Raw genomic sequence first — 20,657 nt, forward strand, 5'->3', positions numbered from 1 at the left:
CTCCGGCACCGGGTGAGCTCGCCGACGGCGACCAGGAGCCGACGCCGCCCGCGGCCGATCCGGCCGAGGTCACCACGAAGATGTCGCAGCCGCCGCTGCCGCCGGCTCCGGGCGATCTCGACGCGACCGGGTCCGGCATCATCGCGCCCGCCGATCCGACGACTCGCCGGCCGCTGCCGCCTGCCCCTGAATCAGGTGCCAGCACAAGCCGACCGGAGCCCCTGCCGGCGCCGGGCACGCCGAAGCCGAGCTCGGCCGATCGCCCGGGGTCCGGCAATGACGTTCCTCCCGTGCCGAATACGACGGCCGCCGCGCACGAGCTGCTCGACGCGGAACTGGCGGAGCTCGATGCCGCTGCAGGCGAGGCCTCGGACCCGGAGGCGGATTTCGATCAGGCGATGACGCCGGGCCGCCATCGCGCGGTGGAGGTCACGCCGCCTGTCGACCCGCGCCTCGACATTCCGCCCGCGCCGCCCGGTCTTTCGGCGCCGGCGTCGGGCCCGCTGCCGCAGGTCCCGGGTGGCCCGCAGCAGTCCGCCGAGGCCGGTCAGCAGCTACCACCGCCGCCGGGACCGTTCCCCGGCGCGCAGCACTTGCCGCCCGCCCCGGGACCCTTCCCCGGCGCACAGGGCCTGCCGCCCACTCCGGGACCCCTCCCTGGCGCGCAGGGCCTGCCGCCCGCTCCGGGACCCCTCCCTGGCGCGCAGGGCCTGCCGCCTGCCCCGAACTCCGGTGTTCCTCCGATGCCGCCGAACCAGGGACTCGTGTCCGGACCCGTTCCGCCGCAGTTGAATCCGTGGGCGAACGGCCCGAAGAACAAGGCCGCGCCGCATTCGAACGCTCCCATCGGACATGATTCCGACATTTCGGGTATGCCCCCGGGGTTTCCCGCCGGGCAGGGCGTATCGCCACCAGCGGCCTGGGCGCCGGACGGCCATCCTCCGATGCCTGGGCAACACCCCTCGGCTGGCGGTCCGGACAAGGCGGAGGCCGAGGACCCGGACGCGAATCCTTGGGCGAACGCGCCGCTGTCCGAGGCGGCGGCGGCCGGGCTGAGTGGTCGGCATCCGGTCAGCGCGTCGCAGCCCGATTCCGGGATGCCGACTCCGCCGCATGGTTTCCCGGCGGGTCCGTTCGCGCCCCAGTCGGCTCCGCAGGGTCCCGATGGTGACGCGAACCCGTGGTCGAATGCCGCGACGTCCGAGGCTGCGGCCGCCGGATTCAACGGGCCGCAGGCCGACGGGATGGTGCCGCCCGGCACGGGTATGCCGGGCGACGGCGCTCCCGCGCGGTCGCAGTGGGGTCCGGGGGCCGATGGCCCACAGAGCGGGCAGATGCCTTGGGCCGCACCCGGGCCGGAGCACGGCTACCCGGGCGGGCCCGGCCCGTACGCAACGCCTGGCGTTCCAGGTCAGCCGGGTCCGTCGGCAGCGCCCGGTTTCCCGGGACAGCCCGGCTCGGACGCGCCCGTCTGGGGTGATGTGAACGCGCAGCCGGGTGGCCACATGCCCGGGCAGTACGGGATGAGTTCTGTGCAGCCCGGATTCGGTGCGCCCGGTCAGTACGGCGCTCCGGCTCAGGCCGGTCCCCCGCAGGGCGCTCGGGGCCCGGCCGGGTTCGCCGGCGGTCCCGCGCCATCGCTGGATGATGTGCCGTTGCGCCGGGCGAAGAAGGCTCCGGGCTCCGGATGGCGGCGGGCTGTGCACCATATGTCCGGTGGCGCGATCAATCCCGGTATGTCGGCGGAGGAGCGCCGTCTGCAGGAGTTGGTGGCGCGGATCCGGCAGCCGGTGCGCGGGGACTATCGGATCGCGGTGCTGTCGTTGAAGGGCGGCGTCGGCAAGACGACGACCACGATGGGTCTGGGTTCGATCTTCTCGTCGATTCGCGGGGACCGGGTGATCGCGGTGGACGCGAACCCGGACTTCGGAACCCTGTCGCAGCGGGTGCCCTTGCAGACCCGGTCGACGGTGCGGGATCTGTTGCTGGACGATCACATTCAGCGGTATTCGGACGTGCGCCGGCACACCTCGCAGGGCAGCAGCCGGTTGGAGGTGCTGGCCAGTGAGCGGGATCCGGCGGCGTCGGAGGCGTTCAGCGAGGAGGAGTACCGCGCGGTGGCGCGGATCCTGCAGCGCTTCTACAACATCATCCTGACCGACTGCGGTACCGGCCTGATGCATTCGGCGATGGCGGGCGTGCTGGATCTGGCGCATTCGCTGGTGCTGATCTCGAGTTCGGCGATCGACGGCGCGCGCAGTGCGGCGGCGACGCTGGATTGGCTGTCGCTGCACGGTCACGACCATCTGGTCCGCAATGCGGTGGTGGTGATCAACCTGCCCCGCCCGGGCGCCCCGAATGTCGGGATCAATCAGTTGCGCGACTATTTCTTGTCGCGTTGCCGCGCGGTCCACATCATCCCGTACGACGCCCACCTGGGTGAGGGCGCGGAGATCGATCTGCATCGCCTGAGCAAGCCCGTCAAGCGCGCTTATGTGGAGCTGGCGGCCGCGGTCGCCGATGATTTCGGCACCGACCACCGGCACTATCGGGGCTGAGCAGGGACCGGTTCCGAAGCGGTTCGGCGGCAGGGCGTTCGACCCCGCGGTGACGGTGGCCGTGGGCGGGTGGCTGCGCATGACACGGCTTCGAACGGGTGCTAGTTTGTGGCTCGATCGCGCTGCCGCCCTGTCCGGCGAATTCCTCGCGGCCGACCCCGAGAACTCGGAGTACACCTGGATGCGTAATGTCCGCGGCCTGTCCGCCGCACCCTGCCCGCTCGCGCCGAACCCGGCGGATCTCCGATGAAGGCGCTGTTGCCCGACGATCCGCGCTGGATCGGCCCGCACCACATGATCGCGGTGGTCGGCACGGGTGAGCTGGGCCGGGTGCTCCTGGGTCGGACGCCGACCGGAAAGCTCGTGGCGGTCAAGCAGATTCACGGCTCGCAGCCGGTGGACATGGAGTTCCGGGCCCGCCTGCAGCGGGAGCTGGAGACCGGCAAGCAGTTGACCGGTTCCTGGTTCACGCCGGTGGTGGACAGTGACGCGGATGCCGAACGCCCGTGGCTGGCCACCGAATACCTGCCCGCACCGGATCTGGCGACGGTGATCGCGGGCTGTGGCCCGCTGCCGGTGCCGGGTCTGCGCATGCTGGCGACGGGTCTGGCGTCCGCGCTGCTGGAGGTGCACCGCGCGGTGCTGGTGCACCGGAATCTGAAGCCCGGCAATGTGCTGCTGACCACCGAGGGCCCGCGTCTGGTGGACTTCGGCATCACGCGCGCCCGCGAGGACGGTGCGGCCACCGCCCACGCTCCCGCGTATCTGGCGCCCGAGCAGGCCGAGGGCCAGCCGGTGACCTCGGCGGTCGACATCTACGCGGTGGGCATGCTGCTGGTGCTGGCCGCGACCGGATCCATGTCGGCGACACCGGATCTGCAGGCGGTTCCGCACGCGCTGCGCAAGCTGGTCGAGTCCTGCCTGTCGGCCGATCCGGCGCATCGCCCGTCGGCGCGGCAGCTGCTGGAGCAAGCGGAGCGCATTCCCGGGGAGTCGGCCTGGCCGCAGCCGGTGCTGGATTTCCTGGAGGCGCATCGCACCGACGCCGAGTGGTGGGCGTCGAGTGGCGAGCAGGAGACCCGTTACCGGGATCAGCTGGCGCGCTTGGCGGATCGCCGCCGCCGCACCATCGGCTTGGCGGCCGCGGCCGTGACCGGCGTCGTGGTGGTGGGCGGCACGGTGATCGGCCTGGTTCGCGCCTCCGATTCCGAGGGCCACGCGCAGGCGCGCACGGATTCGTCCCTGGATCTGACGGCCGCCGAGCTGCGACTGCTGGACACCTGCGCGGTCCTGGACAAGGCGCTGCCCGGCAAGCTGGGCACCCGCACCGGCGATCCGGTGGCCCAGCCCGGCGGCTGCGCCACCACGGTGCTCGATTCGTCGCAGCGAAAGGTCCACTACACCCTCGACATTCCCGATGCCGCGATCGGCGTGGACCAGTTGAAGCCGACCACGCGCACCGCGAGCTGGGGCACGATCCTCAGCGCGGGCGCGGCCGACAACAAGTGCGACACGGTCCTGGTCGCCAAGTCGGCCGGTGATGTCCCGCTGCGCATGTCGGCCGAGCAGCTGGATCCCGCGGCCCAGCCGGGTGCCGCCTGCACCGCTGCCGAGCAGGCGCTGGCGGCCGTGGCCGAGCATCTGACCGAGGTGGTCCCACAGCGTAAGGCCGCCGCGACGTCGGTCCTGCGCGTGGACCCGTGTTCCCTGCTGCAGGACAGCACGATTCACGACATCACCGGTGAGGTCACCGACCGTCAGCATTCGCCGCACGCGTGCGCGGTGGTCGGCCCCAACGGCTGGGTGCGCGTCGACCTGGTCGACCAGTCCCGCCCCGATCAGGGCGACTGGGCCTACGAGGCCGTGCAGACCGGCGACTACACCACCTATGTGATCGGCGCCCGCACCCCGAACGACTGCAATATCGCGTACCTGGTGCGCCCGACGGACAAGGGCAATGCCGAGCAGCTGAAGTTGCAGGCGTCGGATCAGTCGGCCACTCCGGACGCGTGCGGCAAGGCGGCGAAGCTCCTCGCCGACGCGGTCTCGAAGCTGCCCAAGTAGCCGCCCGCTACAGGTATTGGGCCTTGGCGAGCAGCGCGTACTGCGCGGCCGCGCGTTGCTGGGCGTCCAGGAGCTGGGCCCCGGCGACGCGCGCGACGTAGCGGTCGTAGTGCAGGGTGCAGACGTAGCGGTCGGTGGCGTTCCAGGCCTGGGAGTAGCTGGTGCGGTTGGGGCTGGGGTTCTCGGCGCAGGTCGCCCCGGGCACGCCGGGCGGTGCGTCGGTCGTGCCCTGGATGAGCCCGTTGATGCCGGTCCACAGACTCGCCGCGGCTTTCGCGTCGCGGGCGCGGAACAGTAACGCGCCCTTGACGGTCGTCGCGGTCAGGTCGACGCCGTTGTCGTCGAGCAGCGGCTCCCACGGCGCTTGGTTGTCGACGGTGTGCAGGTAGCCGCGGGGCGTTCGCACGGCCTCGTCCTGCCCCGGTCGCGGATAGTCGGCGGGGTGCAGGGTTCGCCGCAGCATGCCTTCGGGGTCGTAGTCGAGGTAGAGGATTTCGCGCGCGGTCAGCGGGGGCGTCTTGTCGAGCAGCGGCAGCTGGGCGTCGATGATCTTGGTGGCCAGTGCTTTCAGGCCGTCGATCTCCGCCTCGGGTGTGCGGACCGCGATATTGATCGCGTACTGGCCGCGGGACACCGTCGCCGCCATGGAGGGAATGCCGGGCCGCCAGTGGGCTTTCGCGGTCGGGTACTTATCCAAGCTCACCCGCACGTTGTCGGCGGCCGCGACCGCGAAGTCGGCGGATTCGATGCCGTCGGCGGCGACCCGTGCCTGCTGTTCGTCGGGGAACTGCATCACGGTCACGTTGAGGGTGGTCGCGGTGGGATCGTTCTCCCAGCCTTCGAAGGGACTCGCATTGCCCGAACTGTGGTCGATGTACAGGGTTTCGAGGCGGGCGTGGTCGCTGACGGTGGTCGAGTAGGCCAGCATCAGGTGATTGGCGTCGAGCACCGGTTTGGCGGCCTGCGCGATCGCGAAGCCGGTCTCAGGCCGGGCCAGTGCCGTGTAGCCGAAGCGCGGGTCGACGTCCGCGCCGCTCACCACGGCGTCGCCGAGCCGCGCGACGGCGATGGCGCTGCCGTCGCGGAACGAGTGATCGTAGGAGGCGCGGAAGTCCATGGGCGTGGTCGGGTAGTTGCCGATGGCCAGGGTGCGGATGTCGATCTCGCCTGCGGCGGGCGCACCGGAGACGGTGCCCCCGCACCCGGCGAGCACCAGGCTGAAACTGGCAGCGGTAGCGGCGAATACGGCCCTACGCCGATTGATCTTGTTCACGACTACCCCTATTTGTCGTTGGCGAGAATGGCGTACTGCGCCGAGATCCGCTGATAGACGTCCTGCGGCTGCTGCGACCACGCCTCGGCCGCGTACCGCCCGTAGGCGACCATGCAGCGGTACGGGAACTGGAACACGACCGGCCCCTGGTACTTGACGCATCGGGCGTTGGGCAGCCCCTGCGGGGAGTCGATCCGATGCCAGGCGCGGCCAACGGATTCCACGCCGACGAACCCCTCGGCCGCAGCGGCATCCCGGGTGCGGACCAGCCGACCGGCGCCGAATCCCATGAAGTCGACCCCGTACTTGTCGAACAGCGCGCGCCCCTCGTTCGGGTCGTCTTCCCGGTGCAGCGCGGCGTCCCGGCTCAGAGTGCCCTGGAGCGCGAAGGCCGTCTGATCGCCGTCCGGACGGATCAGGGTCAGCTTCAGGATGCCCTGCGGGTCGATCGGCAGGTTGGCGAGCTGGTCGACCGGAGTCGGCCGGAAGTCCTTCAGCCGTTCGATGGTCACGCCGATCGCCCTGTCCGACAACGCCAGCATGACGTTCGGGTCGGAGATCTTCAGCTCGACGTTCTCGTGGTGGTTGACCACGTCGCCGATCACGTACCGGCCGGTCGCGTACCAGGACGAGAGCGCCTGGAACTGCGGGATCCACACCACGCGCGCGCTCGGATACCCGGTCGACTGCAACGGATCCGGATTGGTGATGGTGTCGAAACGCATCCCCGACAGTGCGATGGCCGCGGCGGTGGCGGCGGTGTCGCTCTCGAAGATCATCACCGAGTGCCGCAGCGTGTACCCGAGGTTCTTGGTGTCGGCATTGGAGGCGGCTGCGGTCCCGAATCCGGCGACCAGGCCAGGGGTACTGGCGGTGAAGGCGTCATTGTCGAAGGACGCGAAAGGCGAACTGTTGCCGAAGGCCTTCACGTCGATGAAGGTGTGCACCCCGCCCAGATTGTGGGTCAGCGCCGGATCGATCTGCTGCGGCAACGGCACGGCGTCCGCGAGGCGCAGGGCTTCCAGGTTGCGGCTCATGCGGGCCGGGTCCTCGGGGACCAGTTGCTGGGGTTTGGTGGCGTAGTTGCCGGTGTCCAGCTTGCCCAGGTCGACGGTTTCGGCGGCGGTTCCCGGGTCGGACCCGCATCCCCCGGTAGCGAGTGCCGTAATCGCCAGTAGCGCAGCGACTATCGCACGAACTTGTAGCTTGTCCACAACTCCCCTTGTGGTCGAACTCAATGATCGTGCCAACCGTATACGCGGAAACGCAAAGATGACGGTCCGGGCCACCCTCGGGTCCGGACCGCGCATCGGTCTCGCTGTTTACCAGGCGGGCAGCCGGCGACGCCCGGCGAGAACATCTCGCACGAGATCGTCGTAGGCGTCCGACAATTCGGCTAAATGGTGCCAAGCGCCGTGCAGCATTTCATCATTGGCGTCAAGGGTCATCAACGCGTGATGCGCTCTCACTGATGCGTCCGCGAGCCGGTCGATGACCGATCCGACTGTTTCGGTGTGCAAGGTCGCACCCAGTCGATGCTGGGGCACCGAGCGCACGATCCAATCGTCTATGGCCATGACCAATTCGATTCGGCGACGCTTGTTTTCGATGATCGAGGTCGGATCGGTTTCCGGGCCGACACCACCGCGCCCGACCACTCGCCGCTCGTGCAGCACCGCGAGATCATGGGCGAACCACAGCAGGGGTCCGCCGATGACCCGGTGACCGCGACAAGCGCGCAGGAGTAGGTCGGAGGTCGGCAATAGGCCGGAAGCCAGTGGCTGCGCCTCCAAGTCCACATAGGAACAGGACACGTCGGGCAATGCCACAACGACCGTGTTTGATGTCTCCGAACCTGCCACGTTGCCTCGCGTTCGACGTATAACAACACCGCATTCAGGACGTTCATTACAATAAACCTCAGAATGCTGCTGTCAAGCCTTACACGGCAGTAGAACTACCGGAGTAGACTTCCAACCCTTGAAGCAACAAACGAGGAGCGAGATGGCGGACGGTCCGAGATACCAACGGATCGCAGACCTCCTCCGCGAGGAGATCCGCGCCGGCAAGTGGGAACCGGGCGATCGACTACCGAGTCACAATGAGTTGGCCGATCAGATGCAGGTCTCGATTACGACGGCTCGCAATGCGATTCAACTCCTGGTTGCCGAGAATTTGGTCTATACAGCGACTTCCCGGGGCACCATCGTGCGCAGCCAGGAGGTCCTGGAATCCGTTGTGACCAACCACATTCGGCCTGATCGGCCGCGTGCGGCCCACGATATCTTCTCGGAGATCGCGCGCGCGGCCGGTCGTGAGCCGTCCAAACAGTTCAGCGCGAGAATGGAACCGGCCAGTCAGGAGGTGGCGCACTGGCTGGGCGTGGCGCGCGACGAATGGGTCGTTTCGCGCACTATCATGCAGTATCTGGACAACGAACCGTGGTCATGGGAGGTCAGCTTCTATCCGCGAGATCTGGCCGAGGCCACCGGAATCGACGTGCCGCACGATATCCCCGAGGGGACGACGCGGCGCCTCGCCGACCGCGGACACGCCGAGACGGCGCACCGCGACACGGTCGTTTCCCGTCCCGCCACGGCCGAGGAAGCGGCTTTATTGGGCATCGGTCCAGGCACCATTCTTCTCGATCATTTACGCATCGGGGCCAATCATGATCGCGTCACTCGAGTGACCCGTCATCGTTCCACTGCGGCCCGCAACCGATTGGCATACGAATTGGGCGATGACGAAGGAACGGACATTATTCGTAAAACTCTGGGTGCGCCCTTTCCGACCGGTAATTCTCATTCCTTTGGTAATTCCCTGCTACCCGGTTCGCCATGAAACCGCACCTGCGTCGGGCCCGCGTCGCGGATCTGGGGACCATCACCCGGTTCCGGTTGCAGCGCACCAGCTGGCTGGCGGCGCGCGGCAGTGACCAGTGGACGCGGGCCGGACGTGGTCTCCCCATCGAGACCTTCGTCCGGTCCGTGGCCCACGCGGTCCGGCGCGGTGAGACCTGGATAGCGGAGGTGGACGGCGAACCCGCCGGGACCATCACCGTCAACGACCGCGCCGACGAGAACCTCTGGTCCCCCGGCGAATTGGCCGATGCCGTGATCATCCACTACATGATCGTCGATCTGCGCTTCGCCGGAATCCGCGTCGGCGAGGCGCTGCTCGCGCACGCCGCGCTCCTGGCCCGCCGCCAGCACCGCGGCTGGGTCCGCCTGGACGCCTGGACCACCAATCAGGGCCTGCACGCCTACTACCGCCGCGCCGGTTTCCGCCTCGCGCGCATCGCGGGCCCCGAGGCGACCGGCCCTTCCCGGGCCCTGTTCGAACGCCCGACCTCGGCCTGGTCTCACGACCTGGTCCGCCCGACCCTCACCCTGGCCGCCGGCGAAACCACCCGTTTCACCGTCGATCCCGCCTCGGCCCCCACCTGGACGCTCACTCAGCACCCCTTCGTCCGCCCGCACCCGGGCGTGACCGCCGAGCCGGGCTCGGCGGCCACCACCTGAGCTACAGCGCGGCCAGGTCGGCGATCTGGATCATCTCGTCGCCGCGGGAGCGGGACCAGAGGATGCCTCGACCGGGGGGCAGGCGCATGGGGCGGATGTCGCCGATGAGCTTGCCCTCGTCCCGGGAGCCGCTCATGAGCAGCGCGGGGACGGACAGGTTCTTCATCGAGCCGAGCACCTGGTCGTAGAGGGCTCGGGAGATGCCGCCCATATTGCGGGAGATGACCACGTGCAGGCCGATGTCGCGGGCCTGCGGGAGCAGTTCGATCAACGCGCCCAACGGGTTTCCGCCCGCCACCACCATGTCGTAGTCGTCGACCACGACATAGATCTCGGGGCCGGTCCACCAGTCCCGGTCGCGCAGCTGCTGCGGGGTGATGTCGGAGCCCGGGATGCGCTTGGACAGGTAGTTGACGACTTCCTTGATCATGCCGCCGCAGGTCTGCGAGGAGGTGGAGTACCCGGCGAGCTGGTCGCCCTCCAGGACCCCGAGCAGGGTGCGGCGGTAGTCGATGAGGATGACGCGCGCGGTGTCGGCGTTGGAGCTCTCGGCGATGCCGCGAATGATGTTGCGCAGCACCGTGGTCTTGCCGGACTCGACCTCGGAGAACACCATGAAGTGCGGATCGGAGGCGAAGTCCAGCACGATCGGCTGCAGCTCGGATTCGCCGATGCCGATGACCACCTTGGTCGGGCCCTGCTGAATCCCGTGGCGGCGAGCCAGTTCCAGGATCTGCTCGCGGGGCACGTTGCCGGGCAGGGTGCGGACCTCGGGCGCGCGGCGCTCGCCCCAGATGGCCTGCATCTCGGTGCGCGCGGCGGCCACGCCCTCGGCCAGGTTCTGGGCATTGGTGTCGGAGTCCAGACGCGGCATGGCGATCAGCATGTGCAGCTGGTCGGAGGTGAGGCCGCGGCCGGGCCGGTTGAGCGGCACGTTGACCGCGACCCGGCGGCCCATCTCGGAGTCCGAGGGGTCGCCCAGACGCAGTTCGATGCGGGTGCCGATCATGTCCTTGACCGAGGCCCGGATCTCGCCCCACCGGTTGGCGCCCAGGATCACGTGGATGCCGTACGAAAGGCCCTGTGCGGCAAGCTGTCCGACCAGCGGCTCCAGGCTGTCGAATTCCTCGCGGACGACCTGCCAGTTGTCGATGACCAGGAACACGTCGCCGAAGCGGTCGCCCAGCACCGGGTCGTCGGACTGCGGCGCGTTCTGCGCGGCGTGCTTGCGCCGCCGGAACTCGGCCATGGATTCGATGCCCAGCCCGGCGAAGCGCTCCTCGCGTTCGCGCAGCAGGGTGGTGAGCTCGGCGATGGTGCGCCGCACCCGGTCGGAGTCGAGCTTGCCCGCGACCGAACCGACGTGCGGCAGCCCGACCAGACCGGCCATGGAGCCACCACCGAAGTCGAGGCAGTAGAACTGCACCTGTTCGGGCGTGTGGGTGGCCGCCGCGGACATGATGATGGTGCGCAGCGTGGTCGACTTACCGGACTGCGGGCCGCCGACGACGGCCACATTGCCCTGTGCGCCCGCGAGATTGATGGTGAGCACGTCGCGGCGCTGCTCGTAGGGCTTGTCGATGATGCCGATCGGCATCCACAGCTGCCCGTGCCGATTGACCGGCGACCGCCAGTCCGGATCCGGCAGCAGCATGTCCACGGTCGGCGAGTCCTCGAGCGGCGGCAGCCACACCTCGTGGGCGGGACGGCCGTGCCCCGTCAGGCGTTTCACGACGGTCTGCAGCAGGCTGTCGGGCAGGCCCTCGTCGCCCGACGGCGGCGGGGGCGGCAGCAGGTCGAGCGGATCGAACGGGTTCGCCGGTTCGGGCTGCTCGAGGATCTCGACCATGGCGGCGGTGAATTCGCGCGGCGGCGCCTCCACGACGGTGGTGCCGTCGGCGGCCTGGCGGGCCGAGCGGGGCGCGACGTAGGGCCCGGACACGTAGGTCGCGTTGAACCGCAACGGATCCGACGCGTCGCTCTTGAGGTAACCGGAACCCGGGATACCGGGCAGGTGGTAGGCGTCGGTGATGCCGAGCACGGCGCGCGACTCGTTGGCCGAGAAGGTCCGCAGACCGATGCGGTACGACAGATGCGAGTCCAGACCCCGCATCTTGTTCTCCTCGAGCCGCTGCGAGGCGAGCAGCAAGTGCACGTGCAGCGACCGGCCCAGTCGGCCGATCATGACGAAGAGATCGGCGAAATCGGGCTTCTGCGAGAGCAATTCGGAGAACTCGTCGATGACCACGAACAGCGCGGGCAGCGGGTCCAGCGGCACGCCGGCCGCGCGCGCCTTCTCGTACTCGACGACATTGGCGAAGTTACCCGCCGAGCGCAGCAGTTCCTGACGCCGGTTCATCTCACCGGCGAGCGCGTCGCGCATACGGTCGACGAGCTCGAGCTCTTCCTCGAGGTTGGTGATGACCGCCGCCACGTGCGGCAGCGGGTCCATGCCGAGGAAGGTCGCGCCACCCTTGAAGTCGACCAGGATCAGGTTGAGCTGGTCCGGCGAGTGCGTGGTGACCATCGAAAGAATCAGCGTGCGAAGGAATTCCGACTTTCCGGAACCGGTCGCGCCGATGCACAAGCCGTGCGGGCCCATGCCGTTCTCGGCCGATTCCTTGATGTCGATCTCGACCGGCGTCCCGTCGGGGGTGATGCCGATCGGCACGCGTAGTCGTTCACGCCCGGCGCGCGGCCGCCATACCTTGGCGGGGTCGATCTGCGCGGCGTCCGGGATCTTGAGCAGGTTCATCAGACCCGGGTCGCTGGCGGTGGTGTTGTCGCCGAGGCTGACGATCTGCGCCGCGGTGGCGATCCGGAAGCGGGCCAGGCTGCGCGCGAAGGACTCCACCTCGGCCAGTGTCACGGTGTCGGCGTTGGCGAACTTCTCGGTGCCCGCGGCGCTCTTGGCGAACACCTCGCCGCCGGTGGCGACGAGCTGCAGTCCGCGGCGCGCGGCCAGGCTGTTCTCGGCGGAGCTCAGGTCGATGACGGTGACCGCGTCCAGACCGGATTCGCTGATCAGACGCTCACTGCCGCTGACGTATCCGTCATCGATGATGACGACCAGGTGCAGCCGCCCCTGGGTGGGCTGCGGGTTGCGCATGAACCGGCCGCGCTCGAGCAGGTCGTCGGCGAGCGCGGTCTCCAGCTCGCCGAGCGAGCCGTAGATCATGCGGGACGCGCCCATGCCGTCGCGTTCACTCGAATGCTGGACGTGCGGCAGCCATTTCGCCCACGCCCAAGCCTCGCAGTCGGGTTCGGCGGTGACGATGGCGACGGCGACGTGGTCGGGGCCGTGGAACGCGGTGAGCTCCATGAGCATCGACCACACCAGCCCGCGCGCGTCCTCGATCGGGCCCTCCACATTGATGGCCGGGAAGGCGCGCAGCGACACGGCGGTCGGCAGGTGGTGCACCACGGAATGCGTTCGCACGAAACGACGCAACGCCACGGTGGACACCGGCTCCAGGTCCTCGAGCGGTCCGGTCTCCGGCCGCGCCAGCTTGGCGGCGAGGCGGTGGGTGCCGATGCCGACCCGCACGTGCCCGAAGTCGGGGTCGGCGGGCCGCCGCTCCCACATGCGCCGCGAGCCCACGATCGAGGGCAGATCGGCCGGTTCGGGGTGGCTCCAGATCAGCGTCTCGAGCTGCTTCTGCCCGGTGCGCCGGACTTCGCGGCGGGTCTGGTCGAGGTAGCGGAAGTAGTCCTTGCGTTCCTCGTTCAGCTCCGACGAGCTCTTGCTGCTGCCGCGCTGCCCCATGAGCATGCCGGCCATCGACATGATCATCATCATCGGCATCATCATCATGTACGGGTTGGACAGCATGGAGCGGCCCATGAGGCTCATCATGGCGAGCATGCCGATCATGGCGACCACCATGACGACCGGCATCAGCTTGGCCATCAGGGGCGCGGCGACCGGCCGCGGGATCTCCGGCGGAGCGGTCAGCGCCATCTCACCACCCGGCGCGCGGGGCGGGGCGATGCGGGGCCGGCGCACGAAACCTTCGGTAGCCATGGAAATATCTCCGGTCGTTTAGGAATCGAGGTCGGGCAGCTCGTCGTCGCTTCGGTGGCGGCGGAACGGAATCGACACGGCGAGACCGATTCCCAGCGCGGACAGGCAGACGATGGTGCCGACGGTGGCCACCAGCCGCGGCAGGCGCGGGGGGCCGGCGGGTTGCACAGGCTTGGGGAAGGCGTGGGACTTGTCGGCGTCGGCGTGGATCGGCAGCTCGGGCGTCTCGGCGGTGAGCACGGCCGCCGGGAACACGGTGGTGAGCGCGGCGACCGGGTCGATGAGACCCGCGCCGATGCGATCGTCGCGGCCGGTGCCGGGCTGGTGCGCGGTCAGCATGATCTGGTTCATGACCTGCCGCGCGGTCCAGTCCGGGTTCTTGGCCCGCACCAGCGCCGCCAGGCCCGCCACATATGGTGCGGCGAAACTGGTTCCGTTGAGCGCCTTCTGGCCCGAGTCGACGCCGGTGGCGTTGACCAGTCCGGTCCCGCCCGGCTTGTTGTCGAGCGAGACGATATTGGTGCCGATGGCCGCGACCCCCACCCACGGGCCGTAGAGCGAGAAGCTCGACGGGCTGCCGTTGGGGTCGATCGAGGCGACCGGGAGCACGTACTTGTCGAACCAGGCCGGGCTGGCGATGGTCTTGACCTTGCTCCAGCTGGTGCGGCTGTCGGTGTAGGTGTCGTTCTGGGTTCCGCAGCCGCTGTTCTGGTCCACGTTGCCCGCGGCCACCACCACGACCACGTTCTGCTCGAAGGCGAAGCGCACCGCGTCGCCGAGTACCGCGTCGGCGGTGTCGCCGCCCGCGGCGGTGCAGGCGTCCTCGGAGATATTGATGACGGTGGCGCCCATGTTCACCGCGCGGACCACGGCCGCGGCGAGGGTCTGCATATTGCCGTAGCCGGACTTGCTCATGCTGCCGGGCGTGTCCCCGCCCGCCGAGTCCTTGGCCTTGTAGGCGTCGCTGAGCTGGCGGATGGACAGGATCTCCGCGTCCGGCGCGACACCCACGAAGGCGTCGTCCGGGCTGGGCTGCGCGCCGATGATGCCGGCCACCAAGGTGCCGTGGCCGTCGCAGTCCTCGCTGGTGCCGTCGCCCTCGGCGACGTAATCGCCGCCGCCCTGGAGGTTCGCCAGCCGGGGGTGCCGATTGACACCGGTGTCGATGACCGCGACCTTCTGCCCCGCACCCTTGCGGTTCGGGCCGGGATTGGCCCGCCACACCGCGGGCAGGTCGAGCACCTTCTGCGCGACTGGTTCGTCGCGCGGCGCGTCGCCCTTGAGCGACTGTTCCACGCAGACGGCGTTCTTCTGCGTCGGCACCGGTGGCGCGGGCTTACCCGCCAGCCCCTGCGCCTCCCCCAGATGGGACAGGTCGGGATTGGGCTGACTGACAGCCGCATTCGCGACCGGGGCCTGCGGCCCCAGCAGCGCACCGCCGAGAATCGCTGCCGCACACAGTGTTCGCGCCCAGTTTCCGGGACGCGCGATCATATGTTCCGGGCCGTCGAGTAGACATCCATGATCCACAGCACCAACGGGACGATCGAGCAGATCAAGCCGTACTCGAAGATCTCGTTGAAGCGCCGGGTGACCGGGGTGACCTCGACGTGCGGACCGATGACGCCGAATCCGATGGCGCCCACCGCGAAGGCCAGCAGCAGTCCGGCCGAGAGCAACGGCATGCCGTCATCGGCGACCGCCAGCAGCACCGCCAGCCCGATGAAGGTGACGCAGCCGCTGACGATCAGGGTGGCGGCCTGGGTGAGATCGGCGAACGAGCGCCCGCGCAGGCAGAGGATGATCGAGACGACCACGGCGAGCGCGATGCCCTGCCAGCGGTCGGATTTCAGTGGATCGGCCGTGCCCAGCGCACCGGCGACGGCGCCGATGGCGCTGCCGACCACGATGCCGGTCTGGAACTGATTGGCCGTGCGGGCGCGCTGCCCGAGTCCGTGCGCGGACGGCAGCACGGTGGCGCCGATCGCGCCGATGCCTTCGATGGTGGGCCGGGGTTCGTGGTCGGCCGGGTCGATGGCCGCGCCGGCGGTGGGCACCGGCGGCACGGGTAGTCGGGCCAGCATGGCGGCCAGTCGCGGCACCATCGACAGCACGACGATCGATGCGACCAGAACGCCCGCAGCCACTTTCGGCACTCCGGCGTCCCAGATCATGCGCACGGCGGCGCCGAGTCCGGACAGCAGCACCACGGTCACGACCGCGGACACCACCGCGGCGCCGGCCCCGATGATGCGGTAGCCGACGACGGCGAGCAGCAGGGTCGCGGCCGCGCCGAGCATCAGGTGCGGACTGCCCAGCGAACCGGGCACGGCCAGCGCCGCGCCGCCGAAGGTGAGCAGCAGCATGCACAGCGTGAGCACGGTGGCGGTCAGCTCGTCGGCGTACTTGCGCATGGCGATCGCCCCGGCGACCAGTGCGCCGATCGCGCCGAGCAGCAGCAGCGGCGGCGCGACGAACTTATCGCCGTCCGCACGCGAGAGCAGCGCCAGCAGCACCGCGAACAGCACCGCCGACACTCCGGCCACCAGACCGGTCCAGCGGGCCGCGCTCGGCGACCAGCTGCGGAACTCCTCGGCCGTGAGTCTCGACACAGCGTCGATCACGTCGTCGAACAGGGCGGGCGCTTCCTTGGCGGAAACCGCACGCAGCACCAGCAATTCGCCGTCGTAGATCTCGGCGTCATTGAGGGTCTGGCTGGGCGCGATCATGTCGCGGCCCAATTTGGCCAGTGTCCAATGCTGCGATTGAAGTGGCGTGCCACCCTCATCGCCGCCGATCGGATCGGGATTGCGGGATTCGATGAGACGCACCAGATCACCGATGAACGCGGCGATCGGCACGTTGGCCGGCAGACCGACGTCGAGCTGGGTATTCCCCCCGATGACGGACACTCGGCACAATTCGGGTTCAGCCGCCCGCGGGCCGCTGATCGACTGTGCTGTCACTTGCTGAACTGCTCCCCTATAGCTCTCAACAGTTGCCCGCCCAGGGCGGTTAACCATAATGTATCCGACTGTCCCCAGGCGTGCGATTCGCGCGGTGTGAGTGGGGAAAGTGAACGAAAGACCAACCAGGTTCGACGAATTCGGGGTTCGACTAGGATGATCGACACTCGCCAGGCCCAACGCGCCTTCGACGCGGGAGTGCTGTCCTTGGGGTTGAGCATCGAGGGCCAGGAATCGAACCGGGACCTCGACTACGCGAAACTGGCGTTCCAGCGCGCCACCGAGTGGGACCCCACCATGGCCGACGCCTGGCTGGGCCGGGCCGCCGCCGGTGAGGTCACCACGGATGTTCTGAGCAACCTGTACAAGTGCAGCACCGTCTCGCTGGGACGGGAACAGCGCCGGTTGGGCCTGCCGCCGCGGACGCTTGCCGGACGTTTCCTGCCGGGGCTCTACATCGACTATCCGCTGGCGAGTTTCACCGAAACCCACCTGGCGTGGGCGGCGCACCTGATCGCGGAGAAGCAGTACGACGAGGCCGAACAGGTCCTCGACGAACTCGAGAAGCACCGCCGGGCGCGGGCCTCGGAACCGGACTTCGAAATCGACGGCCGGATCGCCAAATACGTGCGCGGCATCCTGCACTACAACACCCAGCGCTGGCCGGACGTGATGACCGTCCTCAACGGCTCCGACAGCTGGGAGGACCCGTATCTGGCCGCGGGCGCGCATGTGATGGTCGGCACGGCCTGCGCGCAGCTGGGCCTGTTCGGCGAGGCGATCCGCCGCATGGAGGCCGCCGAGGCGGGCCCGATCCCGGCGGCCCGCACCGCGGCCATGTTCTGCCGCGGTCTGTGCCTGCGCGAGAACGGCGCGGCCGAGGAGGCCCAGGCGCTGTTCGAGAAGGTGTATTCGCAGGCACCGGATTTCGACGCCAACACCGCGGCCATGCGCGACCGCACCTACCGCATCACCCTGACCACCCGCGAGGTGATCGAGGCCCGCACCGACCGCTGGGATCCGGCGTCGGCGCCCTCGCTGGAGGAGAAGCAGGCCGCCGAGCACGAGGACCGGGCCAAGGAGATCCTGGCCCAGGCGCGCGCCGAGCTGGACAAGCAGATCGGCCTGGCGGCGGTGAAAACGCAGGTGGCCAAGTTGCAGTCGAGTGCGCAGCTGGCGAAGATCCGGGCGGAGAAAGGGCTTTCGAGCTCCGCGCGCGGCCAGCACCTGGCCTTCACCGGTCCGCCGGGAACCGGTAAGACCACCATCGCGCGCGTGGTCGCCAAGATCTATTGCGGCCTGGGCATTCTCAAGACCGACAAGGTGGTCGAGACCAAGCGCTCCGACTTCGTCGGCCAGCACCTGGGTTCCACCGCCATCAAGACCGACGCCCTGATCGACACCGCCATGGACGGCGTGCTGTTCATCGACGAGGCGTACACCCTGATCCAGACCGGGCTCTCCGGCGGTGACGCGTTCGGCCGCGAGGCCGTCGACACCCTGCTGGCCCGCATGGAGAACGACCGCGACCGCCTGGTGGTGATCATCGCCGGATACGACGGCGAGATCGACCGCTTCCTGGCCGCCAACGACGGTCTGGCGTCCCGCTTCGCCAAGCGGCTCCAGTTCCCGTCCTACACCGCCGAGGAACTCGGCGCGATCGGTGAAGTCGTTGCGTCCAAACGAGATTCGGACCTGTCCGAGGACGCGCTGGCCGCGCTGATCACCACCTGTCAGAAGCTCTACACGATGGAGAGCACCGATCAGAGCGGGCAACCGCGCCGCGGGGTCGACGTGGCCGGCAACGGTCGCTTCATCCGCAACCTGATCGAGGCGGCCGAGGAGGAACGCGAGTTCCGGCTGGCCAACGACGAATCCATCGATCTGAGCGCCGTGGACGAATCGGTGCTCATGCGCATCGAGGGTCCCGACATGAAGGCCGCGTTGAGCACCCTGCTCACCTCGCTGAATCTGGCGTCGGCCGCCGACTGAGGGGCAACTGAACTGTGAACGACTTTCCGCGGGGAGCGGGCGGCTATCAGCCGGGCGGAAATGGCGGGAGCGAGCGGCAGGGCCGTCCGCCCCAGGGGTATGGCGGTCCGGGGCAGTCGTACGGCCCCGGCCAGGCATACGGTGATCCCGGCCAGGCACCCGGTCATCCTGGGCAGGCCGGTCATCCCGGCTCGCACGGCAATCCTGGCCAACCGCAGGGTGCGCCCGGCCACTCATCCAGTGGGGGAAGCGGTTTCGGGCGCGAGTTCGACGACTTCCTGCAGCGCACCTCGAATGTCGCGGCGCCGCCGCGACCGGTACCGCCTGCTCCGGCTCCGCAGCCGCAGGTCCCTCAGGCTCCGCCGGACGCGCCGCAATCGTCCGGACCGCAGTCGGACCGCTCGGGCACTCCGGAGCCCGAGGCCCGGTCTCGCGGACGGCGCGCGCCGCGGCCCGACTCGACGGCTGCCGCGAATGCCGTTGCCTCCGAGCTACGTTCGGACGATCTGTGGCTGCTGCGGAACCTGCCACTGCGCCTGGTGATTCCGGCCGCGCTGCTGGGCGTCGTGCTCTCTCTGGTCGCGGTCACGTTGAAGGCCCCGTGGTGGGGTACGCTCCCGGCCGGTCTGATTCCGGCTCTGATCCTGTTGATCCCGGTGGGCGGCGTCCCGATCGGTCTGCGGCTGGGCCGTTGGGCGACCTACCGCTGGCAGCAGGCCCGCCGCGCGAACCTCGACGAGAACGCCGCGGTCGACGTCCCGCTCCCCGACGGCGGCAGTTGCGGTCTGCGCTGGGACGGCACCCTGCTGACCACCATGCTCCGCATCGATCCGCCGCCGGACACGCTGACCCTGCTGCGTCGTGGCTCGCTGAGCACCGATCAGCTGCTGCCGCTCAACGAGATCGCGGCCTGCCTGCGCCAATACGATGTCGAGCTGCATTCGGTGGACGTCATCAGCACCGGCACCCGCACGGCCAGCACCGAGGCGGTGATCTCCGGCTACGCGGCCAGCATCGCCCCGCTGGGCCGGCTCTACGACGAGATCCTGGGCCCGCTGCCCGCCATCGCGCACCGCACCATGTGGCTGGTGCTGCGCCTGAACCCGCTCGACAATGCCAAGGCGGTCGACAATCGCGGCGGCGGCCCCGAGGGCGCGCTCCGCTCGGCCCTGGTCGCCACCCGCCGGGTGGCGAACCGCCTGGCCGGGCACGGCATCACGGCCTCGGTCCTGACCACCTCCGAAATGTCCACCGCCCTGCGCGAACTCACCCGCGGCATCCCCGTCGCCGAGTTCACCGAGCACCCGGACAACCTGGAGCACAACGGCATTCACCTGACCAGCTACCAGATCGATCCGCAGCTGTTCAATTCCGACGGCCTGGCCAAGATCTGGGCGGTCCGCAGCCTCGCCACCACCGTCACCGTCCGCCTGCAGCCGGTCCCCGAGCCCGGCGCCAAGCCCGGCCAGCCCGCCGCCATCGTCGAGGTGGACGCCCGAGTCCGCTACGAAACCCCCTACGAGCACGGCGAACCCCCCGTGGCGGGCCTGAAGGAACTCCCCCGCCGCCAACTCTGGGCCCTCATGGACATCCTGTCCTACGGCACCCAGGAGATCCGCCCCTCCGGCTACCGCGGCCCGGTCGACGTCCTCACCGACATCACCATGCCCACCGCCGGCTGCGGCCAGCTCATCGGCGCCGACGCCACCGGCAGCGGCATCGCCGTCCCCCTCATCGGCGACGGCTCCCGCCGCATCGACATCATCGCCAGCCTCCAACTGGCCCAACAGGTCATCATCCGAGCCATCGCCCTGGGCGCCGGCGCGGTGGTCCACACCGCCCGCCCCTGGGCCTGGCAGGGCATGGTCACCAATGTCGCAGCCCCCCAAGCCCTTTCCCTGGCGTCCTCGGTAACCCACAGCTCCCGAGGCACAGCGGTCACCGGCCGCCTCGCCAGCCCCGCCGCCACGGTGATCGTCTTCGACGGCGTCCCCACCACAGCACCCCCCGGCTCAGCGACCGTGGTCACCATCCACGAAACCATCCCCACCGACTACGAACCCGACGCCGACGTGACGATCGTCCAGCACCCGGACGCACCGCACACCATCTCGGTCCACACCCCGGCCACGATGACAACGGCACTCATGGTCACCACCCCGGCGGAACAGCACTACCTGAGCGGAGCCTCGGCCCGGCGCTGATCACCGTGTGCTTCCGCGTTTGGTTCATGTAGTCAATGCAAGCCGTCCGTCC

Annotated in this window: 13 protein-coding genes; 7 read left to right on the top strand and 6 right to left on the bottom strand. The window is 69.2% G+C overall.

Annotated features, from left to right (window positions below):
• The first annotated feature begins 290 nt into the window (after positions 1-290).
• The 3 genes from ACFV4K_RS01075 to ACFV4K_RS01085 all read left to right on the top strand — a co-directional run bounded on the left by ACFV4K_RS01075 (position 291) and on the right by ACFV4K_RS01085 (position 4,622).
• Positions 291-2,558, top strand: a complete 2,268-nt coding sequence (locus tag ACFV4K_RS01075; protein ID WP_379271056.1) for an AAA family ATPase — start codon at positions 291-293, stop codon at positions 2,556-2,558.
• 106 nt (positions 2,559-2,664) lie between these two features.
• Positions 2,665-2,808, top strand: coding sequence for a hypothetical protein (locus tag ACFV4K_RS01080; RefSeq protein WP_379105221.1), 144 nt, complete (start codon positions 2,665-2,667; stop codon positions 2,806-2,808).
• The gene (locus ACFV4K_RS01085) at positions 2,805-4,622 is read left to right on the top strand and encodes a serine/threonine-protein kinase (protein WP_379271058.1); all 1,818 of its coding nucleotides are present in this window, start codon (positions 2,805-2,807) and stop codon (positions 4,620-4,622) included. Before ACFV4K_RS01080 ends, ACFV4K_RS01085 begins: the two co-directional genes overlap by 4 nt.
• 7 nt (positions 4,623-4,629) lie before the next feature.
• On the opposite strand, the gene ACFV4K_RS01090 is transcribed toward ACFV4K_RS01085, so the two are convergent.
• The 3 genes from ACFV4K_RS01090 to ACFV4K_RS01100 form a co-directional block, all read right to left on the bottom strand.
• Positions 4,630-5,895, bottom strand: coding sequence for a hypothetical protein (locus ACFV4K_RS01090; RefSeq protein WP_379271060.1), 1,266 nt, complete (start codon positions 5,893-5,895; stop codon positions 4,630-4,632).
• 8 nt (positions 5,896-5,903) lie between these two features.
• Entirely contained in the window at positions 5,904-7,109 is a 1,206-nt protein-coding gene (locus ACFV4K_RS01095) for a hypothetical protein (protein WP_379271061.1), read from the bottom strand.
• Between the two features lie 108 nt (positions 7,110-7,217).
• A complete protein-coding gene (locus ACFV4K_RS01100; protein ID WP_357282322.1) occupies positions 7,218-7,724 on the bottom strand; it encodes a DUF4254 domain-containing protein in 507 nt (168 codons plus the stop codon).
• A 151-nt stretch (positions 7,725-7,875) separates the two neighbouring features.
• Between ACFV4K_RS01100 and ACFV4K_RS01105 the strand changes: the two genes are divergently transcribed.
• Positions 7,876-8,739 (top strand): GntR family transcriptional regulator, encoded by an 864-nt coding sequence (locus tag ACFV4K_RS01105; RefSeq protein ID WP_379271063.1) that lies wholly within the window; start codon positions 7,876-7,878, stop codon positions 8,737-8,739.
• Complete coding sequence (locus ACFV4K_RS01110) at positions 8,736-9,419, top strand: GNAT family N-acetyltransferase (protein ID WP_357282325.1); 684 nt, start codon at positions 8,736-8,738, stop codon at positions 9,417-9,419. Before ACFV4K_RS01105 ends, ACFV4K_RS01110 begins: the two co-directional genes overlap by 4 nt.
• A gap of 1 nt (position 9,420) precedes the next feature.
• Here the strand turns inward: ACFV4K_RS01110 and eccCa are convergent, their stop codons facing one another.
• Genes eccCa through eccD form a run of 3 tightly spaced genes read right to left on the bottom strand, consistent with a single transcriptional unit; the run spans position 9,421 to position 16,355 of the window.
• Positions 9,421-13,443 carry a type VII secretion protein EccCa gene (gene eccCa / locus ACFV4K_RS01115; RefSeq protein ID WP_379271065.1) on the bottom strand — a complete coding sequence of 1,341 codons (4,023 nt, stop codon included), beginning with the start codon at positions 13,441-13,443 and terminating at the stop codon, positions 9,421-9,423.
• Between the two features lie 18 nt (positions 13,444-13,461).
• Positions 13,462-14,937 carry a type VII secretion-associated serine protease mycosin gene (gene mycP, locus ACFV4K_RS01120; protein WP_379271067.1) on the bottom strand — a complete coding sequence of 492 codons (1,476 nt, stop codon included), beginning with the start codon at positions 14,935-14,937 and terminating at the stop codon, positions 13,462-13,464.
• Positions 14,934-16,355 (bottom strand): type VII secretion integral membrane protein EccD, encoded by a 1,422-nt coding sequence (gene eccD / locus ACFV4K_RS01125; protein ID WP_379271069.1) that lies wholly within the window; start codon positions 16,353-16,355, stop codon positions 14,934-14,936. The genes mycP and eccD overlap by 4 nt, the downstream gene beginning before the upstream one ends.
• A 210-nt stretch (positions 16,356-16,565) precedes the next feature.
• Here eccD and eccA point away from each other — a divergent pair, with 210 nt between their 5' ends.
• On the top strand, positions 16,566-18,401 hold the full coding sequence (gene eccA, locus ACFV4K_RS01130; RefSeq protein WP_379271071.1) for a type VII secretion AAA-ATPase EccA: 1,836 nt from the start codon (positions 16,566-16,568) through the stop codon (positions 18,399-18,401).
• 14 nt (positions 18,402-18,415) lie between these two features.
• On the top strand, positions 18,416-20,605 hold the full coding sequence (eccE, locus tag ACFV4K_RS01135) for a type VII secretion protein EccE (RefSeq protein WP_379271073.1): 2,190 nt from the start codon (positions 18,416-18,418) through the stop codon (positions 20,603-20,605).
• Positions 20,606-20,657: the final 52 nt, after the last annotated feature.

The sequence above is a fragment of the Nocardia sp. NPDC059764 genome (assembly GCF_042732555.1).
Taxonomy (GTDB): domain Bacteria; phylum Actinomycetota; class Actinomycetes; order Mycobacteriales; family Mycobacteriaceae; genus Nocardia.

Excerpts from the sequence above, each read along its gene's own strand:
- ACFV4K_RS01085 (WP_379271058.1), top strand. The coding sequence starts at position 2,805 with ATGAAGGCGCTGTTGCCCGACGATCCGCGCTGGATCGGCCCGCACCAC.
- ACFV4K_RS01110 (WP_357282325.1), top strand. The coding sequence starts at position 8,736 with ATGAAACCGCACCTGCGTCGGGCCCGCGTCGCGGATCTGGGGACCATC.
- eccCa (WP_379271065.1), bottom strand. The coding sequence starts at position 13,443 with ATGGCTACCGAAGGTTTCGTGCGCCGGCCCCGCATCGCCCCGCCCCGC.
- mycP (WP_379271067.1), bottom strand. The coding sequence starts at position 14,937 with ATGATCGCGCGTCCCGGAAACTGGGCGCGAACACTGTGTGCGGCAGCG.
- eccA (WP_379271071.1), top strand. The coding sequence starts at position 16,566 with ATGATCGACACTCGCCAGGCCCAACGCGCCTTCGACGCGGGAGTGCTG.